At 58.2% G+C, this 24,911-nt stretch carries 21 protein-coding genes; 3 read left to right on the top strand and 18 right to left on the bottom strand.

Going from position 1 to position 24,911, the window contains the following annotated elements; genetic code table 11:
- Positions 1-51 precede the first annotated feature (51 nt).
- From FWJ25_RS08510 to FWJ25_RS08525, 4 genes are all read right to left on the bottom strand, one after another.
- On the bottom strand, positions 52-1,929 hold the full coding sequence (locus FWJ25_RS08510) for an MFS transporter (protein WP_149599839.1): 1,878 nt from the start codon (positions 1,927-1,929) through the stop codon (positions 52-54).
- A 99-nt stretch (positions 1,930-2,028) separates the two neighbouring features.
- A complete protein-coding gene (nirD, locus tag FWJ25_RS08515) occupies positions 2,029-2,394 on the bottom strand; it encodes a nitrite reductase small subunit NirD (protein ID WP_149599840.1) in 366 nt (121 codons plus the stop codon).
- Between the two features lie 159 nt (positions 2,395-2,553).
- On the bottom strand, positions 2,554-5,061 hold the full coding sequence (nirB, locus tag FWJ25_RS08520; RefSeq protein WP_149599841.1) for a nitrite reductase large subunit NirB: 2,508 nt from the start codon (positions 5,059-5,061) through the stop codon (positions 2,554-2,556).
- 28 nt (positions 5,062-5,089) lie between these two features.
- The gene (locus FWJ25_RS08525; RefSeq protein ID WP_149599842.1) at positions 5,090-6,322 is read right to left on the bottom strand and encodes an NAD(P)/FAD-dependent oxidoreductase; all 1,233 of its coding nucleotides are present in this window, start codon (positions 6,320-6,322) and stop codon (positions 5,090-5,092) included.
- A 346-nt stretch (positions 6,323-6,668) separates the two neighbouring features.
- Between FWJ25_RS08525 and FWJ25_RS08530 the strand changes: the two genes are divergently transcribed.
- Positions 6,669-7,976, top strand: coding sequence for a nitrate regulatory protein (locus tag FWJ25_RS08530; protein ID WP_149599843.1), 1,308 nt, complete (start codon positions 6,669-6,671; stop codon positions 7,974-7,976).
- A gap of 6 nt (positions 7,977-7,982) precedes the next feature.
- Here FWJ25_RS08530 and FWJ25_RS08535 read toward each other — a convergent pair whose 3' ends face one another.
- Genes FWJ25_RS08535 through FWJ25_RS08550 form a run of 4 tightly spaced genes read right to left on the bottom strand, consistent with a single transcriptional unit; the run spans position 7,983 to position 11,656 of the window.
- Positions 7,983-8,840 (bottom strand): ABC transporter ATP-binding protein, encoded by an 858-nt coding sequence (locus FWJ25_RS08535; protein WP_149599844.1) that lies wholly within the window; start codon positions 8,838-8,840, stop codon positions 7,983-7,985.
- A 9-nt stretch (positions 8,841-8,849) separates the two neighbouring features.
- Positions 8,850-9,845 carry an ABC transporter permease gene (locus tag FWJ25_RS08540; RefSeq protein ID WP_223163233.1) on the bottom strand — a complete coding sequence of 332 codons (996 nt, stop codon included), beginning with the start codon at positions 9,843-9,845 and terminating at the stop codon, positions 8,850-8,852.
- Between the two features lie 23 nt (positions 9,846-9,868).
- Positions 9,869-11,206: a CmpA/NrtA family ABC transporter substrate-binding protein gene (locus FWJ25_RS08545; protein WP_438616565.1), complete on the bottom strand. Its 1,338-nt coding sequence runs from the start codon at positions 11,204-11,206 to the stop codon at positions 9,869-9,871.
- 54 nt (positions 11,207-11,260) lie between these two features.
- Complete coding sequence (locus tag FWJ25_RS08550; protein WP_149599846.1) at positions 11,261-11,656, bottom strand: hypothetical protein; 396 nt, start codon at positions 11,654-11,656, stop codon at positions 11,261-11,263.
- Between the two features lie 106 nt (positions 11,657-11,762).
- Between FWJ25_RS08550 and FWJ25_RS08555 the strand changes: the two genes are divergently transcribed.
- Positions 11,763-14,453 carry a nitrate reductase gene (locus FWJ25_RS08555; RefSeq protein ID WP_149599847.1) on the top strand — a complete coding sequence of 897 codons (2,691 nt, stop codon included), beginning with the start codon at positions 11,763-11,765 and terminating at the stop codon, positions 14,451-14,453.
- 3 nt (positions 14,454-14,456) lie between these two features.
- Here the strand turns inward: FWJ25_RS08555 and FWJ25_RS08560 are convergent, their stop codons facing one another.
- The 3 genes from FWJ25_RS08560 to FWJ25_RS08570 all read right to left on the bottom strand — a co-directional run bounded on the left by FWJ25_RS08560 (position 14,457) and on the right by FWJ25_RS08570 (position 18,440).
- A complete protein-coding gene (locus FWJ25_RS08560; protein ID WP_246166715.1) occupies positions 14,457-15,155 on the bottom strand; it encodes a hypothetical protein in 699 nt (232 codons plus the stop codon).
- Between the two features lie 106 nt (positions 15,156-15,261).
- Complete coding sequence (locus FWJ25_RS08565; protein ID WP_149599848.1) at positions 15,262-16,974, bottom strand: bifunctional protein-serine/threonine kinase/phosphatase; 1,713 nt, start codon at positions 16,972-16,974, stop codon at positions 15,262-15,264.
- A complete protein-coding gene (locus tag FWJ25_RS08570) occupies positions 16,971-18,440 on the bottom strand; it encodes a NarK family nitrate/nitrite MFS transporter (RefSeq protein ID WP_149599849.1) in 1,470 nt (489 codons plus the stop codon). The genes FWJ25_RS08565 and FWJ25_RS08570 overlap by 4 nt, the downstream gene beginning before the upstream one ends.
- A 70-nt stretch (positions 18,441-18,510) precedes the next feature.
- Here FWJ25_RS08570 and FWJ25_RS19595 point away from each other — a divergent pair, with 70 nt between their 5' ends.
- A complete protein-coding gene (locus tag FWJ25_RS19595) occupies positions 18,511-18,684 on the top strand; it encodes a hypothetical protein (RefSeq protein WP_188093593.1) in 174 nt (57 codons plus the stop codon).
- A gap of 130 nt (positions 18,685-18,814) precedes the next feature.
- Here the strand turns inward: FWJ25_RS19595 and FWJ25_RS08575 are convergent, their stop codons facing one another.
- From FWJ25_RS08575 to FWJ25_RS08605, 7 genes are all read right to left on the bottom strand, one after another.
- A complete protein-coding gene (locus tag FWJ25_RS08575; RefSeq protein WP_149599850.1) occupies positions 18,815-19,333 on the bottom strand; it encodes an Hcp family type VI secretion system effector in 519 nt (172 codons plus the stop codon).
- Positions 19,334-19,543: 210 nt separating this feature from the next.
- Positions 19,544-21,274: a bifunctional protein-serine/threonine kinase/phosphatase gene (locus tag FWJ25_RS08580; RefSeq protein WP_149599851.1), complete on the bottom strand. Its 1,731-nt coding sequence runs from the start codon at positions 21,272-21,274 to the stop codon at positions 19,544-19,546.
- A gap of 44 nt (positions 21,275-21,318) precedes the next feature.
- A complete protein-coding gene (locus tag FWJ25_RS08585) occupies positions 21,319-22,173 on the bottom strand; it encodes a formate/nitrite transporter family protein (RefSeq protein WP_149599852.1) in 855 nt (284 codons plus the stop codon).
- A 346-nt stretch (positions 22,174-22,519) separates the two neighbouring features.
- Positions 22,520-23,254, bottom strand: coding sequence for a TonB family protein (locus FWJ25_RS08590; RefSeq protein ID WP_149599853.1), 735 nt, complete (start codon positions 23,252-23,254; stop codon positions 22,520-22,522).
- The gene (locus FWJ25_RS08595) at positions 23,251-23,661 is read right to left on the bottom strand and encodes an ExbD/TolR family protein (RefSeq protein ID WP_149599854.1); all 411 of its coding nucleotides are present in this window, start codon (positions 23,659-23,661) and stop codon (positions 23,251-23,253) included. The genes FWJ25_RS08590 and FWJ25_RS08595 overlap by 4 nt, the downstream gene beginning before the upstream one ends.
- Entirely contained in the window at positions 23,658-24,053 is a 396-nt protein-coding gene (locus FWJ25_RS08600; RefSeq protein ID WP_149599855.1) for an ExbD/TolR family protein, read from the bottom strand. Before FWJ25_RS08600 ends, FWJ25_RS08595 begins: the two co-directional genes overlap by 4 nt.
- Complete coding sequence (locus FWJ25_RS08605; protein WP_149599856.1) at positions 24,040-24,843, bottom strand: MotA/TolQ/ExbB proton channel family protein; 804 nt, start codon at positions 24,841-24,843, stop codon at positions 24,040-24,042. Before FWJ25_RS08605 ends, FWJ25_RS08600 begins: the two co-directional genes overlap by 14 nt.
- Between the last annotated feature and the right edge of the window lie 68 nt (positions 24,844-24,911).

The following is a 24,911-nucleotide window of genomic DNA, read 5'->3' on the forward strand; positions in this document are numbered from 1 at the left end:
GATTGACCCAAAGCACGGTTCGTTGTGCGGCTGCGGCGACCTGCCAACGGGTCAGGTCTCAGTGCCGCGCAGCGCCTTCACCTTGCCTTCGAGTACTTGAGCATTGGCCTGCTCTGCGGGCACAGGGTGGTCAGCCAGCAAATGGATTCTGGACCAGAAACGCCGTGGCCAATGGCTGAATGCCGGCCCTCCGCAGTGACTGAAGAAACTGCCCCACAACCCCTGCAACGCCATCGGAACCACCGGTACCGATCTGCGTTCAAGAATCATGTCGACGCCAGGACGGAAGGTGTCCACCTCGCCGTTTGTGGTCAGCCGGCCTTCCGGGAAGATGCAGACCAGATGGCCTGCGGCCAGCTCCTCGTCGATCCGGTCGAAGGCAGCGCTGTAAATCTCCGGAACCTTGGCTTTAGGACCAATCGGAATGGTTTTGGCCAGCCGGAAGAAGCCACCCATGATGGGGGTTTTGAAAATGTTGTGGTCCATTACAAAGCGCACCGGGCGACGAACGGCACCGGCAATAACCAGTGCGTCCATGTAGGACACGTGGTTGCACACCAGCAACGCCGGGCCCTCCTCGGGAATCCGGTCCAGATTGTGATGGGTAACGCGGTAGATCGTGTGGGACAGAACCCAGATCACAAAGCGCAGGGCGAAGTCCGGCACCTGTTGGTAGACGTAACCCGCCACCACCAGATTCATAATCGACAGCACCAGGAAGAATTCCGGGATACTGAGCCCGAACAGCCCCAGCATCACCATGCCCAGCAAGGCACTGACCACCATGAACAGGGCATTGAATATGTTGAGCGCGGCAATGACCCTGGCCCGTGTTTCCGGTGGTGTTTCCTGCTGAACATAGGCATACAGGGGAACAATGAACAGACCGCCGAAAATGCCGACCGCCAGAAGATCGATAGCAACCTGGCGGTAGTGCGGATCGGTGATGATCATCCACCAGTCGGATGGTATCGGTTGGTCTGGAATGTTCAGGTACAGATCAATGCCGAAGAAACTCAGCCCGATCGAGCCGATGGGAACAATGCCCAACTCGATTTTGTGCCCGGACAGCCGCTCACAGGCCACGGAACCGGCGGCGATGCCGATAGTAAAAATGGCAAGCAGGATGGTGACGACGGTTTCATCGCCCAGCAGGTCAGTCTTGGCGAAGTTCGGGAACTGGGTGAGGTAGGCCGCGCCGAGGAACCAGAACCAGGAAATCGCCATGATGCTCAGGAACACATTGTGATTGTCCCGGGCGATGGCCATCAGTTTCCAGGTTTCCTGCAAAGGGCGGAAGCGGATCTTGAGATCCGGCGCCGCTGCTGCGGCCTTTGGAATCTTCAGTGCCGCAACCAGTCCGATGATCGCCAGCAGAGCGACCGCCACGGCTACCACTGGTCCCGGAGCGGACGCTTTCATCATCACTCCGGCCACCAGGGTCCCTAACAGAATGGCCACAAACGTGCCCATCTCCACCAGGGCGTTGCCACCCACCAACTCGGACTCCTTCAGAGCCTGGGGTAAAATGGCGTATTTCACCGGGCCGAAGAAGGCAGACTGGACGCCGGTGAGGAACAAAAGCAGCAGTAACAATTCGTGCCAGCCAAACCAAAGCCCGACTGCAGCGGTGCCCATGATCACCACCTCGGCAAACTTGATCCAGCGGATGACCCCGGATTTCTCATACCGGTCGGCCACCTGGCCGGCAATGGCAGAGAACAGGAAGAAGGGAAGGATGAACAGCATCGCTGCCAGGTTCACCACCACATCTGCCGACAGCCCGAAAAGCCCTCCTGCGTTGTAGGTCACCAGCAACAACAACGCATTCTTGAACAGATTGTCGTTAAAGGCCCCGGCAAACTGGGTCGCAAAAAACGGAAAGAACCGCCGCTCGGACAGCAAACGAAACTGACTGTGATCTTCCATACGCCTGAGGCACTCCAAATCCCTGAAGAGTTCGCCGCAGACTACCCTTGCCCACCGGGGCGGTCAATACTGTTCAACCTGCTGAAACCCGTCGAAAACTCAGGCAGCAACCGCCGCCTGAGCCACCGGGATCTCCAGCCGGATTTGATCATCGTCCAGCAGAACCGGATACACCTTCACCTGCACCGTCTCGTCCTCCAGGCATTGCCCGGAACGCAGGCTGAAGTGCTGCTTGTACAATGGCGAAGCCACCACTGGCTCACCTTTCAGGTCCCCGGTAATACCCCGGGCCAGCACGTTAGAGCCACTGAATGGATCGGTATGACTGATCGCAAAAAGCGCAGGAAGACGATCCGGCAGATAAAACACCGCAACGGGTCCGTCTTCGGTCCAGACCGCGATACCTGAATCCGGCACCAGATCAGCAACAGAGCAAACAGCATCCCAACGAGTACGAGCTTTCATAGTCTTCTCCAAATCCAAGTTATTCCGTTATCCCACAATGGTTGGTAAGCGTGGGGTATGGGGGCCTTTCCGCAGGGAAAAATCTGTCCGAGCGCAGCGAGTTATTTTTCCCGGAGGAAAGGCCCCCATACCCCGCGCATACTCCCGGCGTTACATGTCTTAGGCGGATTCCAGAACCGGCCGCCGCTGATCCCGCTCCGTCGTCCACTCCTGCACCGGATCCTTTTTCTCCGGCGCATTCACAAACTCCCGGAACCGCTTGCGCTTCTCCGGATCCTCCACCGCCGTCTTCCACTCACACTGGTAAGTGCCAACGATGTCTTCCATATGCTGCTCCAGCTCCTCGCCAATACCGAGACTGTCCTCGAGCACCACCTGCTTCAGATAATCCAGGCCACCCTCGAGGTTTTCCATCCAGACACTGGTACGCTGCAGCCGGTCAGCGGTGCGCACGTAAAACATCAGCACCCGGTCAATGGCGCGGATCAGCTCCTCATCATTCAGGTCCGTGGCAAACAGGTCAGCATGACGGGGGCGCATCCCACCGTTGCCGCAGACGTAGAGGTTCCAGCCCTTGTCGGTGGCGATCACGCCAATGTCCTTGCTCTGGGCTTCCGCGCATTCCCGGGTACAGCCAGAGACGGCCAGTTTGATCTTGTGGGGCGCACGCAGGCCCTTGTAGCGATTTTCAAGATGGATCGCCATGCCCACGCTGTCCTGCACCCCATAGCGACACCAGGTGCTGCCAACACAGGACTTCACGGTACGCAGCGACTTGCCGTAGGCGTGACCGGTTTCAAAGCCGGCGGCAATCAGCTTCTCCCAGATTTCCGGCAACTCGGTCAGCGTGGCGCCGAACAGGTCGATACGCTGACCGCCGGTGATCTTGGTGTACAGGTCGTATTCCTTGGCTACCTGGCCCAGTACAATCAGCTTGTCCGGAGTGATTTCACCACCCGGTACCCGCGGTACGATGGAATAGGTACCGTTCTTCTGCATGTTGGCCATGAAGGTGTCATTGGTGTCCTGCAGCGGCACGTGGTCGGATGCCAGAATGTGATCGTTCCAGCAGGTGGCCAGGATCGAGCCGACGGCAGGTTTGCAGATATCACAGCCATAGCCCTTGCCATGCTGACGGATCAGCGAACGGAAGCTGCGGATGCCATTCACTTTCACGAGATGGAACAGCTCCTGACGGCTGTACGGGAAGTGCTCGCAGATGTCCTTGCTGACCTCTACACCCCGTTTTTCCAGCTCGTTATCCACCACGTTTTTGAGCAGGGCGGCACAACCCCCGCAACCGGTACTGGCTTTTGTCTCGCCTTTGACGCTACCGAGATCGCTACAGCCGGCATCAATAGCGCAGCAGATGTCTCCTTTGGTGACGTTATGGCAGGAACAGATAGAGGCCGTTTCCGGAAGAGCATCAGGGCCCAGCGCGGGGGCACCTCCCTGGCTTTCCGGGAGAATAAGGCTTTCGGCATTTTCCGGGAGATCGATACCGTTAAGGGCATATTGCAGCAAGGTGTCATAGTAACTGTTGTCACCGACCAGAATGGCACCGAGCAGCTTTTTGCCGTCGCTGCTGACCACCATCCGTCTGTAGTGGCCGGCCTGTTCATCGTTGTAGCGAATATTACGCGCACCGGGAGTCTGGCCATGGGCATCGCCAATGGAGCCGACATCCACGCCAAGAAGTTTCAGTTTGGTGCTCATGTCGGCACCGGTGAAGGCGGCGTCACTGTCGCCGTTGAGCGCCGCTGAGAGGGTGCGTGCCATGGTGTAACCAGGCGCCACCAGGCCGAAGATACGCTGATTCCAGAGGGCACACTCGCCGATGGCATGAATGTGCGGGTCCGAGGTGGTGCACTGGTTGTCGATGACGATACCGCCGCGCTCGCCAACATCGAGGCCGCTCTGGCGGGCGAGAGTGTCCTGGGGGCGGATACCGGCTGAGAACACAATCAGATCGGTTTCCAGGTGGCTGTCATCGCTGAAGTTCATCCGCAGCCGGGCTTCGTCGCCCTCGACAATCGCTGTGGTCGCCTTCTCGGTGTGTACCTGAACGCCCAGTTCCTCGATCTTGCTGCGCAGCACCGCGCCGCCGTCATCATCCAGCTGTACCGGCATCAGGCGCGGGGCGAACTCCACCACATGGGCATTCAGTCCCAGGCTTTTCAGAGCATTGGCAGCCTCAAGGCCCAGCAGGCCGCCACCGACAACAACGCCGGTTTTGCCGTCCTGGGCGCTGGCGCGGATGGCATCCAGATCTTCCAGGGTACGGTAAACAAAGCAGGCAGGGTGTTCCTTGCCCTCAATGGGGGGAACGAACGGATAGGAGCCAGTGGCCAGAACCAGTTCATCATAGTGATAGTCCCCTTTCGGGGTCGTCACGGTTCGGTTTTCGCGGTCAATGCCGGTAACCTGCTCGTTCAGGCGCAGGTTAATGCCTTGCTCGGCATACCAGTCGGCAGTGCCCATGGCGAGGTCGGCGTGGGTAGAGCCTGTGAAGTACTCCGACAGGTGGACCCGGTCATAGGCCAGTTGCTTCTCTTCGCCGAATACGATGATGTCGAAGCTGCTGGCAGCCTCTGATGCGGCAAACTGCTCAAGGAAGTGGTGGCCAACCATACCGTTGCCGATAACGATCAGGGTTTTCTTGCTCATGGTGTTGTCCTCTCTCATGGACAGCGGATTACGCCGCTGCCTGGCAAAATTGTTTTCCAAAAGGCAGGAATGCCCGGTAAGGCGCGATGTTGGTGCCGTCGCTGATCAGTTCCTGGAACCAGGGGCCCTGGCTGGCATCTCCCACGAGGATGGCGCCCACCAGGCGGTTGTCGCGAACCAGGAGATGGCTGTAGGTGCCATTCTCGAAGTCCTGAGAAACCAATGATTCGGTCCGCATGTCGGGTGTCTGCAAACCGCAGGAGAACACCGGGATACCGCTGATCTTGAGTCGGGTGGCGATTTCGGTCCGGGCGAATCCGTGGTCTCGCGCCTGGCCTGACAGCACTTGTGCCAGCACGCTGGCCTGTTGGTAACCTGGCTCTACAAGTCCAAAGGTCTGCTCTCCCAGCTGGCAGCATTCGCCGAGTGCGAAAATGTCGGGGTCGCTGGTCTGTAGCTGATTGTTCACCTGAATACCCCGACCGCAGTCCAGGCCAGCGCTCATCGCCAGTCCCCGGTTGGGAGTAATGCCGGTGGCGATGACCACCAGATCGGTACTGATCAGAGTCTGGTCTTCCAGCTGCACCGCCCGCACCTGATCCTTGCCCAGCAGGCGAACGGGAGAACGGGAAGTGAGTATATGAAGACCTCGGTCCTCAAGGGCGTCGGCGAGCAGTTCGCCACCGACCGGATCGAGTTGGCGGTTCAGCAGGTGTGAACCGCGATGTAGCAGGGTGACATCCATACCGCGACGACGCAGGCCGTCAGCAGCTTCCAGGCCGAGGAATCCGCCACCGACGACGACAGCCCTCTGGTGTTTCTCGCTGCGTTCGATGAGCTCGCGTGTGTCCCGAATGTCCCGGAACGACAGCACACCTTCAAGTTCTTCGCCCGGGATGCCAAGGTGCGCTGGACGAGAACCAGTGGCCAGTATCAGAGTGTCATAACCCTGAACGCGGCCTGTTACGGTGGTCACTGTATGGTGTTCGCGATCAATCGACTGAACCGGCTCACCGTCATGCACCTGAATGCCGTTGGCCCGGAACCAGTTATCGGGGCGAAGAGTCAGGCTGGATTCGTCCGTATCACCAGCCAGCAGGCCCGAAAGCTGGATGCGGTTATAGGCGGGCCGGGATTCGCCGTTGAATACGATGATGTTCCGGTAAGCATCCGGGGCCCGGGCTGTCAGCTCTTCCAGGAACCGTTGAGCGACCATGCCGTGGCCACAAACCACGAGTGTGCGTGTTCTGTTAACTGCCATAGTGCCTGTCCTCTTCGGTTTCCGGACAACAAAAAAAGCCGGAGCATCTCATCCCGTCAGGGAATCGATGGTCCGGCGCCAATGCCAACAACAATGATCTGATGGTCCGGCCTAATCCGTGGCCGGGACGTTCATCCTTACTGAAACTATTAGCGAGGTTCGTGCCAATTTTATAAGTTCTTTAATATCATGCGGTTGAATGATTTCTGGCGTTTTTGCTGGCGGGAGGTCTGAAAAAACTGCCCTGCGATGGGGCGGTTTGCACGACTTTGAGGCTTTCGGTGGCGCATTAATTGCTGAGTAATTCGGGATAGCAATGATTATGGCCTTGGGCCTGGAGTACTTTATGAATACCCGAAAGCGGAAAACCCCCCCCCAGACTCCGAGCGCAGCGGACTACCTGATTGCCTCCCGGCAGTGTGAGTTGATGAACCTCCAGTACTTCCTGCAGATGGGAAAGCTGGTCCAGACCATCAGCAATCTGGTTCATGGGCTGCAAAGGGAACGGGGCGCTTCCAATGTATTCCTTGGTTCCGGCGGTGAGAAGTTCGCACAGGAAAGAAAAGCCATGGTTGCGGATTCAGAACAGCTGGCGACGCTTTTTTATCAGGCTCTGTCCGAAGTGCACGGTGAGCTGACCGGGCACACCGTCAGCAGCCATCTGCTGAACCATATAGCCGCCGCCCTGCATGGGCTGGAGGCCTTGCAGAGCTTGCGTGAACAGGTGCACAACCAGGCTCTGACCGCAGCCGAGGCTACAGATGCATACTGTAGCCTTATTCATAACCTTATCACCGTGGTATTTGAGGCCGCCGACACGGTGGCAGATCCCTCAATTGCTGGCCTTTTGGTGGCGATGGTGCACCTGATGAACGGCAAAGAGTATTGCGGACAGGAGCGGGCCGCGGGGTCAGCAGGTTTCTCAAGTGGTGCCTTTGACAGTGCACTAACACAGCGCATGATGCACCTTGTTGAGGCGCAGGAACGCTGCTTTGACGTGTTTTTCGGGTTTGCGGACGATGAAAGCAAGGGGCTATGGCAAGCTTTGAGGGCCCATGAGCGCGAGCAGGAAATTGAACGCTTCCGCCAGTTGGGCTGTTCTGTGGGCCGATACAAGACTCTGGATCCGGAGCTGGCGGACAGCTGGTTCAGCCTGATGACTGAGCGAATGGATGCGCTCAAGGAAGTGGAGGATGCAGTTGAGGGCAGTTTCCATGCCCGCTGTGTTGAGCGTTTCGCCGAGGCGCGAAATTCCCTGGCACACCAGGAAACTCTGATCGCATCGCTGGATGGTCAGGAACAGGGGCCCAAGCCCGTGCTGGTGCTGTGTGAAACTGCAGGCGAGTCTGGTACCAGTCAGGCTGGTGAAACCTGGTCCAGCGAGGGTGTGAGTCAGCAGTTCGGACGTTCCATCTTTGATCTGGTGCAGGAGCAAAGCCGCCGTTTGCAGCAGATGCAGGATGAACTGCAGTCAGCCAAGGAAGCACTGGAGGACCGGAAAACCCAGGAAAAGGCCGTGCTGCTGTTGATGGAAAGCCGTGGTATCGATAATGATCAGGCGCACCGGGTATTGCGCAAGCTGGCCATGGACCAGGGCCGAAAACTCCCGGAGGTTGCCCGGGCCCTGGTGTCCATGGCCGATTTACTGAAGTGATGAAACTCAGGCCCTCGCGGCCTGAGCCTCTTCCTGTTCTGGTTCAACGGTGCTGGCGCGGGTGGGTTTGATGGTTTCCAGCTTGCGCTGCTTTTCATAGAGAAATTTCAGGACTTCCTGGCGGTAATGCACATAGGTGGGATCGTCGGCCAGGGTGACCCGGTTGCGTGGTCTTGGTAAATCAATGTGCAGATCCTCGCCTACGGTGGCTGCCGGGCCGTTGGTCATCATGATGATACGGTCGGACAGGAGTACGGCTTCGTCGACATCGTGAGTGATCATGATCACGGTGTTGTTCAGCTCCTGCTGGATCTCCATCAGGGAATCCTGAAGATGCGCCCGGGTCAGGGCATCCAGTGCACCAAAAGGCTCATCCATCAGCAACACACTTGGCTTCATGGCCAGAGCCCGCGCGATACCGACTCGTTGGGCCATCCCTCCGGAAATCTCGCCAGGGCGCTTGTTGGCAGCATGGGCCATGTTGACCAGTTCCAGATTGTGCGTGATCCAGTCCCGGCGTTCCTGTTTGGACATAGTCTTGCGAAACACCTGTTGCACCGCGAGTTCCACGTTTTCGTGCACCGTCAGCCAGGGCATCAGGGCGTGGTTCTGGAACACCACGGCCCGTTCCGGGCCGGGAGAGTTCACTTCATGGCCGTTGAGCACACAGCCGCCTTTGGTGGCCTGTAGCAGCCCGGCAACAATGTTCAGCACAGTGGATTTACCACAGCCGGAGTGGCCAATCAGGGACACGAACTCGCCCTTATTAATTTTCAGGTTGACGTTATCGAGGGCGATAAACGAGCCTTTCGGGGTATCGAAGGCCATTTCTACGCCGGTCAGTTCCAGATGTGACTTGCTCATGGGGATACCTCACTCGTTCCAGGCGACTTTTTTCTGAATCAACAGCATGATGCGATCAAGCATGAAGCCGATAAGGCCGATGGCCAGCACCGCGACCATGATTCGGCTCAGGGACTGGCTGCTTCCGTTCTGAAACTCGTCCCAGACAAACTTTCCGAGGCCGGGGCTCTGGGCCAGCATTTCAGCGGCAATCAGTACCATCCAGGCAATACCGAGGGAGACCCGGAGGCCGGTGAAGATCATTGGCACTGATGAGGGCAGCACGACCTTGCGGACGTGAGTCCAGAAAGACAGCCGGAGAACACGGGACACGTTCAACAGATCCGGGTTGACTGCCGCCACGCCAACACTCGTGTTGATCAGGGTTGGCCACAGGCTGCAAAGGGTGACGGTGATCATTGACGTCAGGAAGGACTTCTCGAACATCGGGTCGTCACTGACATAGGTTGCTGACACCACCATCGTCACCAGCGGTAGCCAGGCCAGAGGGGAGACCGGCTTGAATACCTGGATCAGCGGATTGACCGCCGCCTGAAAATAGCGATTGAGACCGAACACGATACCCAGCGGAACTGCAATCACCGTGGCAAGGACAAAACCTGCCAGGACGGTGACCAGACTGGTGCCCACCTGATCGAGGAAGGTCGGAGCGCCCGGATAGGGGCGGATTTTGACCTCCGCAGATGGGTCTTTCTCCAGGAGGCGCTGATTGCGTACTTCCTGCATGGTGACGAACTTGTCTGCCCGCTCCCGCTGATTGACATGTTCCTGCCAGAGCTGGCCGCCCTGCTCCCAGACCTGGACCGGCCCGGGAAAGGCGCCCAGAGAAGTGTTGACCTGTGGCGCGGCGAGGTGCCAGAAACCCAGGAAAACCAGGATCCCGATCATTGGCAGCAGTATCTGCTTGCCGACGCTGGCCGGATTTGGAACCGACAGCCTGGCGATCAGGGCTTTGACGCCGCTCGTGGGACTGTTTTCAGGCGCTGAAGTGGTTAACGTAGTCATATCATCCTCCTGTAGACGCCGGTTCAGGGCGTCTCTGAGCCTTTCAGCCCGATCTCGAACTGGTCGATGTAGGCATTCGGTTGACGAGGGGTGAAGGCGACACCATCAATCAGTTCGCCCTGACCCGGACGGGCAAAGTTTTCCTCACTGAAATCCGGGAAGTCCTCTGCACTGAGCAGGCCGTCCTCAATCAGGGATTTGGCGGCTTCTGCGTAAATGTCACCACGGTAGACCCGGGCCGCCGTTTCCATGTACCAGGCGTCGGACTTGGCTTCCGGAATCTGTCCCCAGCGACGCATCTGGCTCAGGTACCAGATGGCGTCTGACGGGTACGGGTAGGTGGCGTGGTAACGGAAAAACACGTTGAAGTCCGGGACTTCCCGAATATCACCTTTTTCGTATTCGAAGGTGCCGGTCATGGAGTTCGCGATGACTTCTGCATCGGCGCCCACGTAACTCGGACGGGACAGAATTTCCACCGCTTCCTCACGATTGGCGTTGTTGTTCTCATCCAGCCAGTGGGCAGCGCGGATCAATGCACGAAGCAGGTGCAGGTGGGTATTCGGGTTTTCCTTGGCCCATTGTTCTGTCACCCCGAAGACCTTCTCAGGATTGTTGGGCCAGATCTCGTAGTCAGTGATGACAGGAACACCAATGCCTTTGAACACCGCCTGCTGATTCCATGGTTCACCGACGCAGTAGCCCTGTATGGTGCCGGCCTCCATGGTTGCCGGCATCTGCGGCGGGGGGGTCACGGACAGATGCACATCGGCTTCCAGAGTTCCGCTGGTATCCCCTCGCTGTGGCGCGTAGTAGCCAGGATTCAGGCCCCCGGCTGCCAGCCAGTAACGGAGTTCGTAGTTATGGGTCGATACCGGAAAGACCATGCCCATGCGGAAGCGCTCACCTTCTGCCTTTGAAGCCTCAACCACCGGTTTCAGGGCACTGGCGCTGATGGGATGTACCGGCTTGCCGTCCTCGGCAGGCAGGTTTTTACTCATGTCGTCCCAGACTTGATTGGACACTGTAATGCCATTGCCGTTCAGGTCCATACTAAAGGCGGTGATGATGTCTGCCTGAGTTCCATAACCAATGGTGGCGCCAAGGGGCTGGCCTGCCAGCATGTGGGCACCATCCAGTTCGCCGGTGATGACCCGGTCCAGTAACACCTTCCAGTTGGCCTGAGCCTCCAGCTCAACGAACAGCCCTTCATCCATAAAGAAACCCTGTTCCCAGGCAACGGCAAGAGGGGCCATGTCTGTCAGTTTGATGAAACCGAGTTTGAGGTCCGGTTTCTCTGCCGCTCCGATCTCGGCCTGGGCTATCCCGGCACCGGAGATCAGGGAGATGGTTGCTGCCATACAGGCGGCGCGTCTGAGCTTTCTGATGAACTGCTGTGGTTGTTTCATGCTGTGCTACCTCGCCACGTTTTTTGCAGACAAAAAAAAGCGCCTGCCCTCCGTTACCGGAAGGCAGGCGCCTATGCCTGATGGAATGTCTAATGGTCCAATGTTCTGAAGTTCTGTCTGGTGTTTTCTGAGCACAGCCTGTGCCATGTAAAAATAAGTCAATAAAAACAGATGGTAAGAGCTTTTCTGGAGGTTTTGGTGTTGATGTTTCTCAAGTATCGGACGAATTCTTTTAGTGCGTTTTGTATGTTTTTGCACCAATGTGACCCGTATTTTCGCGGCATTCAGGCGTTCTTGATAAACATCAAATACAGGCTGTCCGCGGGTTTCGGCTTCCTGGGCCAGTGCGCGCTCGAATGGCCCTGATATTGCAGGGCTAACCTCAATAAAGGTGTGATCCACACCGACACTTGAATATGAATCGGCAAAGAAGCCCGCCCTCCTGGCTCCGTGAAACACGGTTACCAGGACGGCGGGTTTTTTGTTGCCAGATCAGAGAGGAACAGACATGGATACCAGACCTGAACCTGCATTGGTTGCGACAACCTGTCCTTATTGTGGTGTTGGATGCGGAGTGATGGCTGAGCCTTCCGGGGTGCATGGAAATCAGGCTCATCCGGCCAACTTCGGGCGTTTGTGTGTCAAGGGGTCTGCCTTGCATGAAACCCTGAAAACCGATGGCAGGTTGCTGGAACCCAGGGTAAGAGGCGACGCGGTTTCCTGGGACACAGCGCTGAGTGCAGTGTCCGATGCGATCGCCGACGCTGTGGCTCGCTTCGGTCCAGGCTCTGTGGCTTTCTATTTGTCCGGTCAGTTGCTGACGGAAGACTACTTCGTGGCTAACAAGCTGGCGAAAGGCTTTATTGGTACTCCTCATGTGGATACGAATTCCCGTCTGTGCATGTCGTCAGCGGTCGCTGCCCACAAGCGAGCGTTCGGCGAGGACTGCGTTCCGGGCTGCTATGAGGATTTTGAACTTGCTGATTTGCTGGTATTGGCCGGAAGCAATGCGGCCTGGGCCCATCCTGTTCTGTACCAGCGAATGGAAGCCAGTCACCGTGCGGGCCGGCGGGTCGTGGTGATCGATCCCAGGAAAACGGCGACATCGGAGTTGGCAGATCTGCATCTGCAGCTGAAACCGGGCACCGATACCATTCTGTTCAATGGACTGCTGGCCTGGCTCAACGAGCAGGGTGCGGTCGATCAGGACTATCTGGATGCTCACTGTGACGGATATCAGGAAGCACTGGAATCCGCACAGCGGGCCGCACCATCAGTCAGTGAGGTGGCGCGCCAATGTGATCTGGAGGTGGCCGATGTGGAAACCTTCTATCAGTGGTATGCCGACACTCCCAGAACCGTGACGGCTTTCTCTCAGGGTATTAACCAGTCGGTCGCAGGCACCGATAAATGCAATGCCATCATTAACTGTCACCTGGCGACGGGGCGTGTCGGCAAGCCTGGTGCCGGGCCCTTTTCCCTGACTGGCCAGCCTAACGCTATGGGTGGGCGGGAAGTGGGTGGCCTGGCAAACACCCTGGCGGCTCACATGGAGTATGACACGCCGGGAGCGCGGGAGTTGATATCCGGGTTCTGGGGCAATGATGCCCTTCCGGAATCGCCGGGGCTGAAAGCAGTGGACCTTTTTGAAGCTGTCCACCGGGGTGATATCCGCGTGCTCTGGATCATGGGAACCAATCCGGCGGTGAGTCTTCCGGATTCTCCCAGGGTACGTCAGGCTCTGGCCCGCTGTCCGACGGTGATTGTGTCTGACTGCATGGCTGAAACCGACACCACCGCATTTGCCGACATTCTGCTTCCAGCCGCGGGTTGGGGTGAAAAAGATGGCACAGTGACGAACTCGGAACGTCGGGTCTCCCGTCAGAAGTCCTTCCTGCCGCTACCTGGTGATGTCCGGCCTGACTGGTGGATGATCAGCGCCGTGGCGCGGGAACTGGGGTATGGCGATGCCTTTTCCTACCAGGGTCCTGCCGACGTATTTCGTGAGCACGCAGCGTTATGCGGGCTGGCCAGTGTCCGGACGGGAACAATACTGGATCTGTCTGGCCTGCAGAACCTGAGTGATGATGAGTACCAAGGCCTTGAGCCCATACAGTGGCCAGTACGCAGCCCCTCAGGTGGCGGCATTTCGGGTACCCCACGGCTGTTCAGCGATGGAGTCTTTGCCACACCGAATGGTCGCGCCCGGTTGGTCAGTGTTGAGACCGCGTTGCCTGCCCAGCAACCTTCGGGTGCCCGGCCGCTGGTGGTGAATGCCGGAAGAATCCGTGACCAATGGCATACCATGACCCGGACGGCAAAGGCTTCCCGATTGCTGTCCCACAGGTCGGAACCGTTTATTGAAGTGAACCCGGAAGATGCCCGGCGCATTGGCCTTAGCGAGGGTGGTCTGGGCAGGCTTTCCGGACACGACGGAGCTTCGCCCTATGTTGGTCGGATACGGATCACCGGGAATCAGCGCCAGGGCGAAGTGTTTGTGCCTATACACTGGAGCGGCCAGTTTGCATCCCAGGGACTGGCCAGCAATCTGATAGCAGCGGTTACCGACCCGGTGTCAGGGCAGCCTGAGAGCAAGCATGGCACAGCGGAGCTGAAGCCCCTTGCAACCCGTTGGCAGGCGAGATTGCTACGACGCGGCGATAACCCCTGGCGTCAGGAAGACGAAGCCCTCTGTGATTATTGGAGCAGGCAGCCCTTGAGCCATTGCGAAAGCTGGTGGCTGGCCGGTGGCTGGCCCGTGCACTGGCAGCAGGATGCGGCCTCCTGGATGGGCGGAGAGCCTGATGTGATGCTGGCAGATGCGGCGGAAGGGCGGTTCAGGGCTGCCCGCATCGTCGATGGACAATTGCAGGCGGTGCTGCTGGTTGGACCCTGCGCTGAGGCCCTGCCCGACCTGGCTTGGCTGGACCAGTGTTTCGCTGCTGAACAGCTCAGCCGCGAGCAGCGTCAGTGCTTGCTGGCTGGCCGTGCAGTGGATACCGAAGATACCGGGAATCTGGTTTGCAGCTGCTTCCAGGTGGGGGAAAAGCAGATAACCGGGGCCATTTGCGCGGGGCATGCTTCGGTCGATGCGCTGGGCAAAACCCTGAAATGTGGAACCAACTGCGGCTCCTGTATCCCCGAGCTGCGGGGATTGCTTGAGAAAACGGTTGTTGCACTGGAACCGGTCAGTCCCTGAAGCTTATCCAGCCCGGCGCAACATCTGGAAAGGAACCCGATAGCGAACGCCCCGGGACTTGCCTGCGCCGTCCACCGTGCAGGTTTTGCGATTGATACGGATGATGTGCCCGAGGATTTCCTTCGGCCCTTTGCCAAACACCACGGAATCTCCCACCTGCCACCGGTGCCTTTGGTGGGCGGGTTCGGGCAGGGAAAAGGCGGATTCGGACAGCTCCAGGCCTTTTGAGCGTGCGCCGGCTAACAGGGCTGAGCGGGTTGCGGCTGCTCCGCCGCTGGCGTGCAGCTCATCCAGGATATGGTAGAAATGCCGGTTATGGACTGAGCCGCGAAAACGTTTGCCTTCCGAGTGTTGTAACAGATGGGCGAATTCGTGGCAGCAGGTATGCGCCAGCAGGTTAAGCGGGCTGAGTTCACCACTGAAATAGCCGCGTTTTATAATCTCTCGGCTGGAGAGCCAGCCACTGGCCGTATCCGGTTGCTGTTTGGCCTCGATCATCCTTGCACCATAAGTTATCAGGTGCTGTTTTTGCTGGGTATCGAACCGGTGATAGGTTGCCTGGCCGGAGCCTGTTCTGCAGGCCAGATCGCTGCCCGGTTGCCTGGCACGAATCCATTGCGAGGCGGGTTGCCACAGAACGTTCCGGGTAGTTTCGCACATCAGGTCGCCGAGCTGGCGGGCGTGGGTTGTCAGGGAACTCATGTTTTGCTGGGGGTGCCTGGCTTCGGAAATGACAGAACCCTTAGATTATCGTCCGTTGGAACAATTTACCACGGTGCTGATTACCCCTGTACTACTTACCACGCTACTACTGGGGGCCTGCCAGCAGCCAAAGTAGTAGCAGGCTGTTGACCAGACATGAGATCAGCGCCAGCGCACGCCAGGTGTCTGTGGAGACCCTGGCCACTAACGGCGCTGATCTGGAGGGCAGCAGCTTCGGGTTGGGGTGTTCCAGGTCGTGGAGGAACTCCGACAGGGCTGGATAGCGGTCCAGAGGCCTGAGGGCGACCGCTTTCTCGAGGCAGGCGTCCAGCCATTTTGGCAAGTCCGGGTTGATCAGGCGTGCACTGCGGTAATACAGCTTGCGCCTGACCGATGATTTGGGGGGGCGGGCATAGGGGAGTTGCCCGGTGAGCATCTCATAGGCGATGACTCCGAGGGCATAGCGATCAGAGGCTGGAGTGGAGAGGTCCCCATCCAGACACTCGGGGGCGGCATAGCGAACTGTCCCGAGGTAGGTGTCGCGCCCCCAGGGGACATCTATTTCTTCAATGCCACGAATACGGACTGAGCCCAGATCGATGATCTTTACCGTGCCATTGCGGTCGATGACAATATTCTCTGGCTTCAGGTCCTGATGGATCATTTCCAGTCGGTGCAGGGCTCTCAGGCCGGCTGCGATCTGGCGGATGATATTTCGCACCTCGGAGGGTTCTGGTTGTGGGTGGTCGTTCATCCATTCGCGCAGGGTCGGTCCGTCGATGAACTCGGTCAGGCTGTAAAGACACTGGCGCTGTGCCGGCGGTTGGACGGCCTTGACGACATGGGCGTTGTTGATGCGCCTGGCAACCCAGGTTTCGGTCATAAAATGGTCAATGTAGCCGGCGTCGTCCTGATAGTTCGGAGATGGCGTCTTGAGGATGACCGGATCTCCGCCGTCGGGGGGGGATACGAGATAGACCTGGGTGCGGTTGCTGGCGTGGATCTCCCGGACGATGCGGTAGCCGTCGAGGCTTTGACCGGCATCCAGTGGTGGTGGGAAGGGCAGCGCTGAAAGTCGCTCGTAGTGGGCTTCGAGGTCCTCCGAAGGCAGGTGATCAATGGCAATTACCTGAGCACTGAGATTATCCGGGCTGCCCTTATCATAAGCGGCAGATACCAGTTGCTCGGCCGCAGTTTCCGGATCTTCGGTGCTGGCGCATGCCCTTACATCCGCTTGGCTCAGGTGGCCATGAATACCATCGGTTGTAAGGATCAGGCGGTCACCGGATTCCAGCCCCAGGCGACAGACGTCGATTTCGACGTTGACTTCCACCCCCATGGCGCGAGCCAGGGCCTGCTTGTCAGCGCCCACGATGACATGGTGATCCCGGGTCAGGCACTCGAGTTCACCGCCCCTGAGCAGGTATACCCGGCTGTCGCCGACATGGAATACATAGGCGCGATTGTTCTTGATGACTACCCCGCTGAACGTGGTAACCATGGCGCGGGTATCTCCATGACTGGCATGGCCCCGGCCATGAAGCCAACGGTTAAGGGCTCCGAGCACCCTGCTGGCAGCCGTTTCCACGCTCCAGGAGTCGGGCGTGCTGTAATAGTCATGCAGGAAGCCTTTCACGCAGGTTTCTGCAGCTTCGCGGCCTGCCAGAGAAGCACTGACACCGTCGGCGATGACCGCACAGACGCCCTTCATGGCCAGCGCTTCACCTTCCGGATAGCAGGCTCCCAGACTGTCCTGATTTTCCGGCTTGCGGCCAGCGATGCTGTGCTGGCCGAGCCTCAACTGGAGCGGGATGGTCACGAGACTTCAATCATCCGAACTGAGCCATCAGGCATGACTTCGCTTGTTTGGGGGCTGGGTTCATCCATAAACATGCTCACCAAGGCGAGAATACCGACGGCAAAGCATCCAAGGACGACGAAGAACATTGATGGAGAAACCAGAGAGAGTACCAGCAGAAAAACCACCCCTCCCACGTTGCCATAGGCGCCCGCCATGCCGGCGACCTGCCCTGTCAGCCGACGCTTGACCAAAGGTACGGAGGCGTAGACCGCACCACAGCCAGCCTGGACAAACACGGAGCAGAACAGCACCAGCAATACGGCCAGAGGCAATGGCCAGTCGCTGTTAATCTGACTCATAAGCAGGTAACCGGCGGCAATACCGGACAGGGTGATCAACGTGGTCAGCTTTCGTCCGATTCTGTCCGCAACATAACCACCGCCTGGTCGGCCGATCAGGTTCATCAATGCAAAACTGCCACCCAGCATGCCGGCCAGTACCGGTGAGATGTCAAACGTGTCGAGGAAGTACAGCGGCAGCATGGAGACGACAGCAAGTTCCGATCCAAATGCCGCCATGTAAGTCAGGTTGAGCAGAGCCACCTGCTTGAACGGATAGCGATCAAATTCCGGTACCGGCTTGCTGAAGATGTGGCCGTTGACTTGCCAGATCCGAAGAAGCTGGAATGCCAGCATCAGGAAAACCACACCATACAGACCGTAGGTCACTGTGTTGCTCAGCATGCCGAGGTTGGACGGACCCAGTTTCCAGACGATCAGTGCCAGTGCGATTGAAAGCGGCAGGTTTACGGCCATGTACAGGAAAAAGTCTCCCTTGCTGGTCACCTCCATGGCACCGCTCTTCTTGGGCTTGAAGTAGGTGGAACCTTTCGGGGTGTCGCGGGCCATGGCATAGAACACGGCGGCATAGGCAATGGCGATGACACCCGTGGTGCCGACAGCGCATCGCCAGCCATGCTCTCCACCGAAGAACAGTGCAAGAGTAGGAAGTGACAGGCCGGCGAAGGCGGCGCCGAAGTTACCCCAGCCACCATAGATACCCTCAGCGAAACCCACTTCCCTGGCTGGGTACCATTCGCTGATCAGGCGAATGCCGACGACGAAGCCGGCTCCGACAAACCCAAGCAGGAAACGGCTGATAGCCAGTTGCTCAAATGTTTCAGCAAAAGCAAAGCCCAGGCAGATAACACCGGATACCACCAGCACGATGGAATAGACCTTACGAGGACCGAGTGCATCTACCAGCATTCCGATCAGTATTCTGGCTGGGATGGTGAGGGCCACGTTGAGCAACAGCAGGGTGTTGACCTCAGAGTCGCTCAGGCCGAACTCTTCCCGGATTGCAGCCATCAATGGGGCGTGGTTGAACCAGACGAGAAAGGTGATGAAGAAAGCCATCCAGCTCAGGTGGAGAATCCGGGTTTTCCCCTCGAACGAGAAGAAGCGGAAGGATTGATTATTCATAGCACGGACCTGTTCAAAAGCGGTTTGGGAATCCGTCGGGTTGCAAACCGCTGAAGGAACGCGAACTGGGGTGGCACAGCAGGCTGCTATGAAACAGATTCAAGCAGGCAGGGCTGTCATCAGGACTGACGGCGGGATGCTGGCCAGCATCGCTGTTCTTTCAGCAGTGACGCCATTGCCAGCAGCCGTTTTCGGACATGAAAAACTGAAGAAATTAAAGCAAAGGGTATACCAGAGGCTGTAAAAGCGGGCCGTGAAGGGCAGATAGGGAACTTATGAGAGGGTTGCCGGAACGGGTTTATGCACCACCATCATGCAGAGAGAGGGCGTGTGCCGCTGAATGGTGCGCACCGCCCCCTCCATCAAAACGTATCTTACGCTTCGATCGGCGCACGCCAGTCATCAGCACCAGACGTGCCGGCAACAGCGTGTTCCCACGTCACCTTGCGGTACGACAGGGACACCGTCACCAGTTGGGTGAAGTCCGCGTTGGCGGCGTCCTGGCAGTGGGGCATGTTGCAGTTGATGTCGATGATGGTGGCATCTTCGAGGATGGTGGAGAAGAAGTGCTCCTGCTTGCCTTCCACGGAGGTGCGGTACCACTTCAGCTCAACCTTCGGCAGCATTTCACCGGAGGCGAGGGCGTTGTACATCAGCGGGGTGGATTTGTTCAGCGCAGAGGTGAACTTGAACGGCTTGTGCACACGCTGGCCTGAAGGCTGACCGGACTGAGGGTCTGTGGGAACGGTCACAACGTGGCTGAATTCCTGTACCAGCACTTCGTCTTCGTGGCCTTCCACATAGATGTTACCGACGGAATCAGAGGTGAAAGCACCTGCGGTGATGTGCCCCTGGGTTTGGCCTTCGATACTGATATAACAAGGAGTTGGCATAGTCTGCTCCATGACTGATGAATGAATGTGTCCCCGGGCTCTTCCCTGGACGCCGGGTGTATAACAAGCCCTGTGCCAGGATATAAAAACCTTTATTAATCAATGGGTAATGGGTTCTATTCTGCGACGAAAAAGGCTTTGGGCAAGCTGGTGCCCGATGTTCAGGCGAGGGATTGCTGGCTGGGCAATAAATGGCTTGGCAAAAGCGGGTCAGAAGGACGTCGTCAGGGACATCAGCAGTGCCAGGAACAGCAGGGCTGACAGCGTCTGCCAGAAGGCGACGGGGTGGCGTTCCATCAGTGGCGGCCGGTGGCGCCTTTCCCAGTCACTGCCAGGTTGGCGAAGATCGTTGAGGAACTCGGACAATGCGGGGTATCGCCGGTGAGGGTCTGGGTGAACGGCTCTCGCCATGGCGTCATCAAACCATAGTGGCAGGTCATCGCGGAGTGCTCTGGCGCTTTGATAGGTCAGTCGGCGCTGGTCCCGGAGCGAGCGTATTTTGGGAACCTCTGCGCCAAACGGAAGTTGGCCAGTCAGCAACTGATAGCTGATAACGCCGAGTGAGTACTGGTCTGAGAGCCAGCTGGCAGGCTCCCCGAGGAAGGTTTCCGGTGCACTGTACAGAGCTGCGCCCCTGGGAAGGCCGTCTTCGTCTGCGGTGTGCATCTCCTGTAAGCCGGTGACCCGGGTCGCCCCGAAGTCGATCAGGGTGACTTTGTCATTGGCGTCCACCAGAATGTTTTCGGGTTTCAGGTCCTGGTGCACCATGGCCAGCCGGTGAAAGGCCCGCAGGCCCCGGGCAATCTGTTCAACCAGGGCCCGGACGGTTTCGAGGGTTGGTCGGGGGTGGTCGAGCATCCATTGTTTCAGTGTGCAGCCATCGACCAGCTCTGTTGCAAGGTACACGCAGCTGCGTTGTCGTTCCGGGGCGAACGGGCGCACAACATAGGGGCTGTTGATACGGCGGCCAATCCATTCTTCGGCGGCAAATTGCTCCAGGTACTCCGCATCGTGGCGAAACTCCATGGAGGGTGTCTTGATAGCAACGGTCTGATTGCTCGCGATATCCGTGGCTATAAAAACGTGACTGCGGCTGCTGGCATGAATCTGCCTGACGATGCGGTAACCATCCAGAAGCTGTCCGGGGGCCAGTTCTGGTGCGAACGGGAGTTCTGACAGTGCCCTGTGCAGCTCGGTACTCTCTCGACTGGTAGCAATGGCATCGACCCGAACCAGTTGTACGCTCAGGTTGTCATCGCTGCCCGCGGCCAGAGCCGCGTCCGAGATTGCCCGGGCTGCGCGATCCAGGTCTCTGGCATGTTCTGCAATGAGTTGGCTGATCGATTTACCGTCGAGGTAGTCGTAAATGCCATCGGTCGTCAGCACGAAAACGTCGCCGGGCTGAATGCTGACCACTGAGCAGTCGAGGTCTAGCCGGTGGTCCATCCCCATGGCCCGGGTCAGGCAGCTTTCGGATTGCGACAGCCAGAGGCGATGGTCGGTGGTCAGTTGCTCAAGGTGTTCCCCACTGACCCGGTAAATACGGGTATCGCCAACACTGAACAGGTACGCCGACGCTGACTTGAGGATCAGCACGCTGAGGGTGCACAGGTAGCCACGATCCCGGTCATAGCGGTACTGGCTTTGTCGGGTCTGGGCATGGAGCCAGGCGTTGGTCGCCTGCAATACCCGTTCGGCAGATTGTTTGACCGGCCAGCTGTCGGGGGTCGAATAATAGTCGTTGAGGAATCCGGCAACCGCAGCTTCACTGGCGACCTGGCTGACTTCGCTGGAGCTGATGCCATCTGCCATAGCGATGGCGGCACCTTTGGTTGTGAGCTGATGCCCGTCGGGAATCAGCATTCCATGGAAGTCCTGGTTGACGGGCTTCAGGCCTTTGTCGGAGTACTGGCCTGTCGCCAGAGTCAGTTGGGTGCTCATAAGAAGGCTGGCCCCGACCGGTGCGGCAGTCGGGGCCCTCCGGATCAGGCGCGATTGGCGCCGGCCAGGGTGGAGGCGTCCAGAGCCGCCGGTGCCGGGCGCTTGGGTGCGGTCCGAATGTGGGTGGTGTACAGGGTCAGGCCTGTGAAGGCGAGGCCGCCCACCAGGTTGCCCAGCGCGGTGGGGATTTCGTTCCAGATGAGATAGTCCATGACCGAGAAGTTACCGCCCATCATCATCGCAGACGGGAACAGGAACATGTTGACCACTGAGTGTTCGAAGCCCATGAAGAAGAACAGCATAATGGGCATCCACATGGCGATCACCTTGCCGGTTACGTTAGTGGAGATCATGGCGCCTACAACCCCCATGGATACCATCCAGTTGCACAGCATGCCGCGAATGAAAATGGTAGCCCAGCCGGCGGCGCCGTATTCGGCATAGCCCAGGGTTCGTGCTTCACCGACACCGGCGATTTTGCTGCCGACTGCACCGGGGTCCGTGTTGAAACCATAGGTGAAGACAAATGCCATCATCACAGCCACTGTCAGTGCGCCGGCAAAGTTGCCAACAAAGACCAGTCCCCAGTTCCTCAGAATGGCTTTCGGGGTTACGCCCGGGCGCTTATCCAACAGAGCGAGCGGGGTGAGCATGAATACACCGGTCAGCAGGTCAAAGCCCATCAGATAGAGCATGCAGAAGCCCACCGGGAACAGTATGGCGCCGATGAGGAATACCCCGGTCTGCACCGCGACGGTCACTGCGAATACTGCTGCCAGGGCAAGGATCGCGCCGGCCATATAGGCACGGATCAGAGTATCCCTGGTGGACATGTAGATCTTGGATTCGCCGGCGTCCACCATTTTGGTGACGAATTCCGAAGGCAAGATGTAAGACATGATCGATTCCTCTGGTTTTCTGGCTCAGGTGGCTGGTGAGGGGCTTACAACTCCCGTCACCTGAAATTTGGCCACAAAAAAACGGCGCCACATGCGGCCTGCAAAAACTGCAGGTGCATGTAGACGCCGTCGTCTAAGTGTCTGTCCTGGTGCGAAGCCAACATTGACTTCACTAACTATAGTGACTGCATGGACTGTGCCAGCCCTCTGAAAGCAGGGCTTATCCTCTATAACTCAATTAGTTATGAGAGAGTTGAGAGAATTTTCGGGCGAATGTTTTCAGGTGATGGCGCACCTGATCGGTGCGCGATTCGTTGGGGATGCTGCACCCTGGATCAGGGCAGCCTCAGCGCAGGGCAAACCTCACCGGTAGGGCGTAACTGAATTCCTGCCCGGTCATTTCATCAGGGACCGGCGGCAATGGCGCTGCCTGGCGCAACATGTCCAGGGCCGCCTGGTCCAGGAGTTCATGGCCCGAGCTGGTACGCAGTTCGTGTTCCAGCAGTGTCCCGTCGCGACTGAACCGGAATACGATAACCGGTGACCCCTCCTGACCCAGCCGGCGGGCGCGCCGTGGATACTCGTAGTACCGGCTGAGGTGTCGGCTCAGCCGGGTCAGGTAGTTATCCACCGCGGCGGATGAACCCGCGTTGAGTTGTACCTGCTGATTCTGCATCTGGCCTTCTGTTGCGCTTGCGGATGGAGCGGCATCTGAAGGCGTTGCGGTTTCCGGCACATCCTGTGCCACCGGCTTGTCAATCGGTGCCGCTTGCGCCACCGTTTCTGGCTCTGGCTCTGGCTCTGGCTCTGGCTCTGGCTCTGGCTCTGGCTCTGGCTTTGATTTTGGCTTGGGTTCAGGTTTGGGCGCCGGAGCCGGTGCGGGTGTTTCGGGCTCGGTGACGGTTTCCGACTTGCCCGCCAGGCTTATCCTGATGGCGGGTGCCGTATTCATCGCGGCATCGCCCAAAGTGTTCAGCTCGATTGGCCTGTCAGGAATGGCGGCGTAGGCCACGAATGAGGTGATAATAACGGCGACCAGCAACAGGCCGGCGCGGGTGATCTTGCCGGAGCGGTCATTCATGAGGCAGGCTCGGTCAACAGCAGGACATCGGTATAGCCGCCTTGCTCAAGCTGGCGGAACAGGGATTCCAGGTCTGCCATGGAGAGGGTTTCGGCTGCCGCAATTTTCAGGGGTTGATCCGGGTTGGGAGCAGGTAGTTTGCCGAGTAGCTGATCGGCGTTGACCTTCTCGCTGGCAACCTGCCAGTCGCCGGTTTCGGTGATCACGAGATCTGCGTAAGGCTGTTGTTGCTGATCGGTGGCAGCGGTTGTTGGCAATTCCGGTAGCGGGTCGTCGGCAATCTGGCCGGCAACGATGAAGAACATCAGTAGCAGGAAAACCAGATTGATGAGTGGCAGGAGTGCGTCTTCCACTCGCTCCATAAGTGACTTGCCGGACGTGGCAGGTGGTGGAACCAGGTTATTCATGGGTTAGCTTCGGTTGCCCGCTTCCAGTGGGTTTTGATGCCCTTGGCATCCAGTCCGGTGAGTACTCGGGTGAAGTGGCCCAGGCCGGTGTCTGGCTGTGTGCCGACGTTGACTTCGGTAATACCCGAAGCAGTCAGCTCCTTGATGGCGTCATTGAGGGACAGTGTGTCCTGATTCCAGAGCACCGAGCCAGCGACATCAACAGTGAGAACCGGGATGGGCTCTCCGGTGACCGTATTACGCTTGCTGGTATTGTTACCCAGTTCCAGATACCCCACCGGCAGCAGGCGGCTGGTGAGCATGAAGAACACCAGCAGGATAAACACCACATCAATCAGTGGCGTAATGCGGATAGGGATCGGGCGGCTGGGCCTGGGTTCAACCAGCTGCATGAGCGAGCTGCTGTTTGGCCGGCATCTGGAACCCTTCGGGCTTTTTCCCGTCTTCAGGTACAACCACTTCGGGTTCGAGCGGGGCTTCGGTGGCGTCTGGTTGAACCAGAGCCTCACTCTGGGCTGGGCTGTTGAGCACGGTCACAAGTGTACTGTTGATGACCTTGTGAATACGGCGCAGGCGAAATTCGATCCAGGCGGCCAGTGCGGCGAAAGGAATGGCGATGACCAGACCAGCCGCGGTCGTGGTCAGGGCCTCATAGATACCACCACTGAGTTGGGTAGCGTTGGCACGACCCTCGGTGGCGGCCATGGCGCTGAAGGCTTCCATCATGCCCATAACGGTGCCTAGCAGGCCGAGGAGAGGGGCCAGTGCTGCGATGACCTCAATAATTTTCAGGGGTGCTTCGAAAGGTTCCAGAGCGTGTTGGGCGTCGCGGGCGGCGGTTTCGCGGATCTGGCCGGGGTCCTTGTCATCCTGGCGGGCTTCTATGGTGTTGGCCACCAGATGCAGCAGGGGATTCATTCTGCCGTAGGTGCCTGCTTCCTGACGGACTTGCGCGGGCTTCACGTTGTCAGGAGAGGATTGCCAAAGTTTCACGGTCTTTTTGAGTCTGCCGGTAAGGCGGGGTGCGTACAATGCACCGCAGAGCATGAGATAAATGAAGGTAACGAAACCGGCTAGGGCGATAACAGCAAGAACCATCATTACAGGTCCGCCCATCTCGAAGAGCTGGCCAAGGGGGCCATCGAAGATTGCCGAGGAAGAAAGCATGGCGGTGTCAGACATGGGATCGCTCGCGAGTAGCATGGAAGTGTAGTCGTAAATAGTAACGATTATCAGTAAGTTTGCAAGTG

The organism is Marinobacter salinexigens (genome assembly GCF_008370345.1).
Lineage (GTDB): Bacteria > Pseudomonadota > Gammaproteobacteria > Pseudomonadales > Oleiphilaceae > Marinobacter > Marinobacter salinexigens.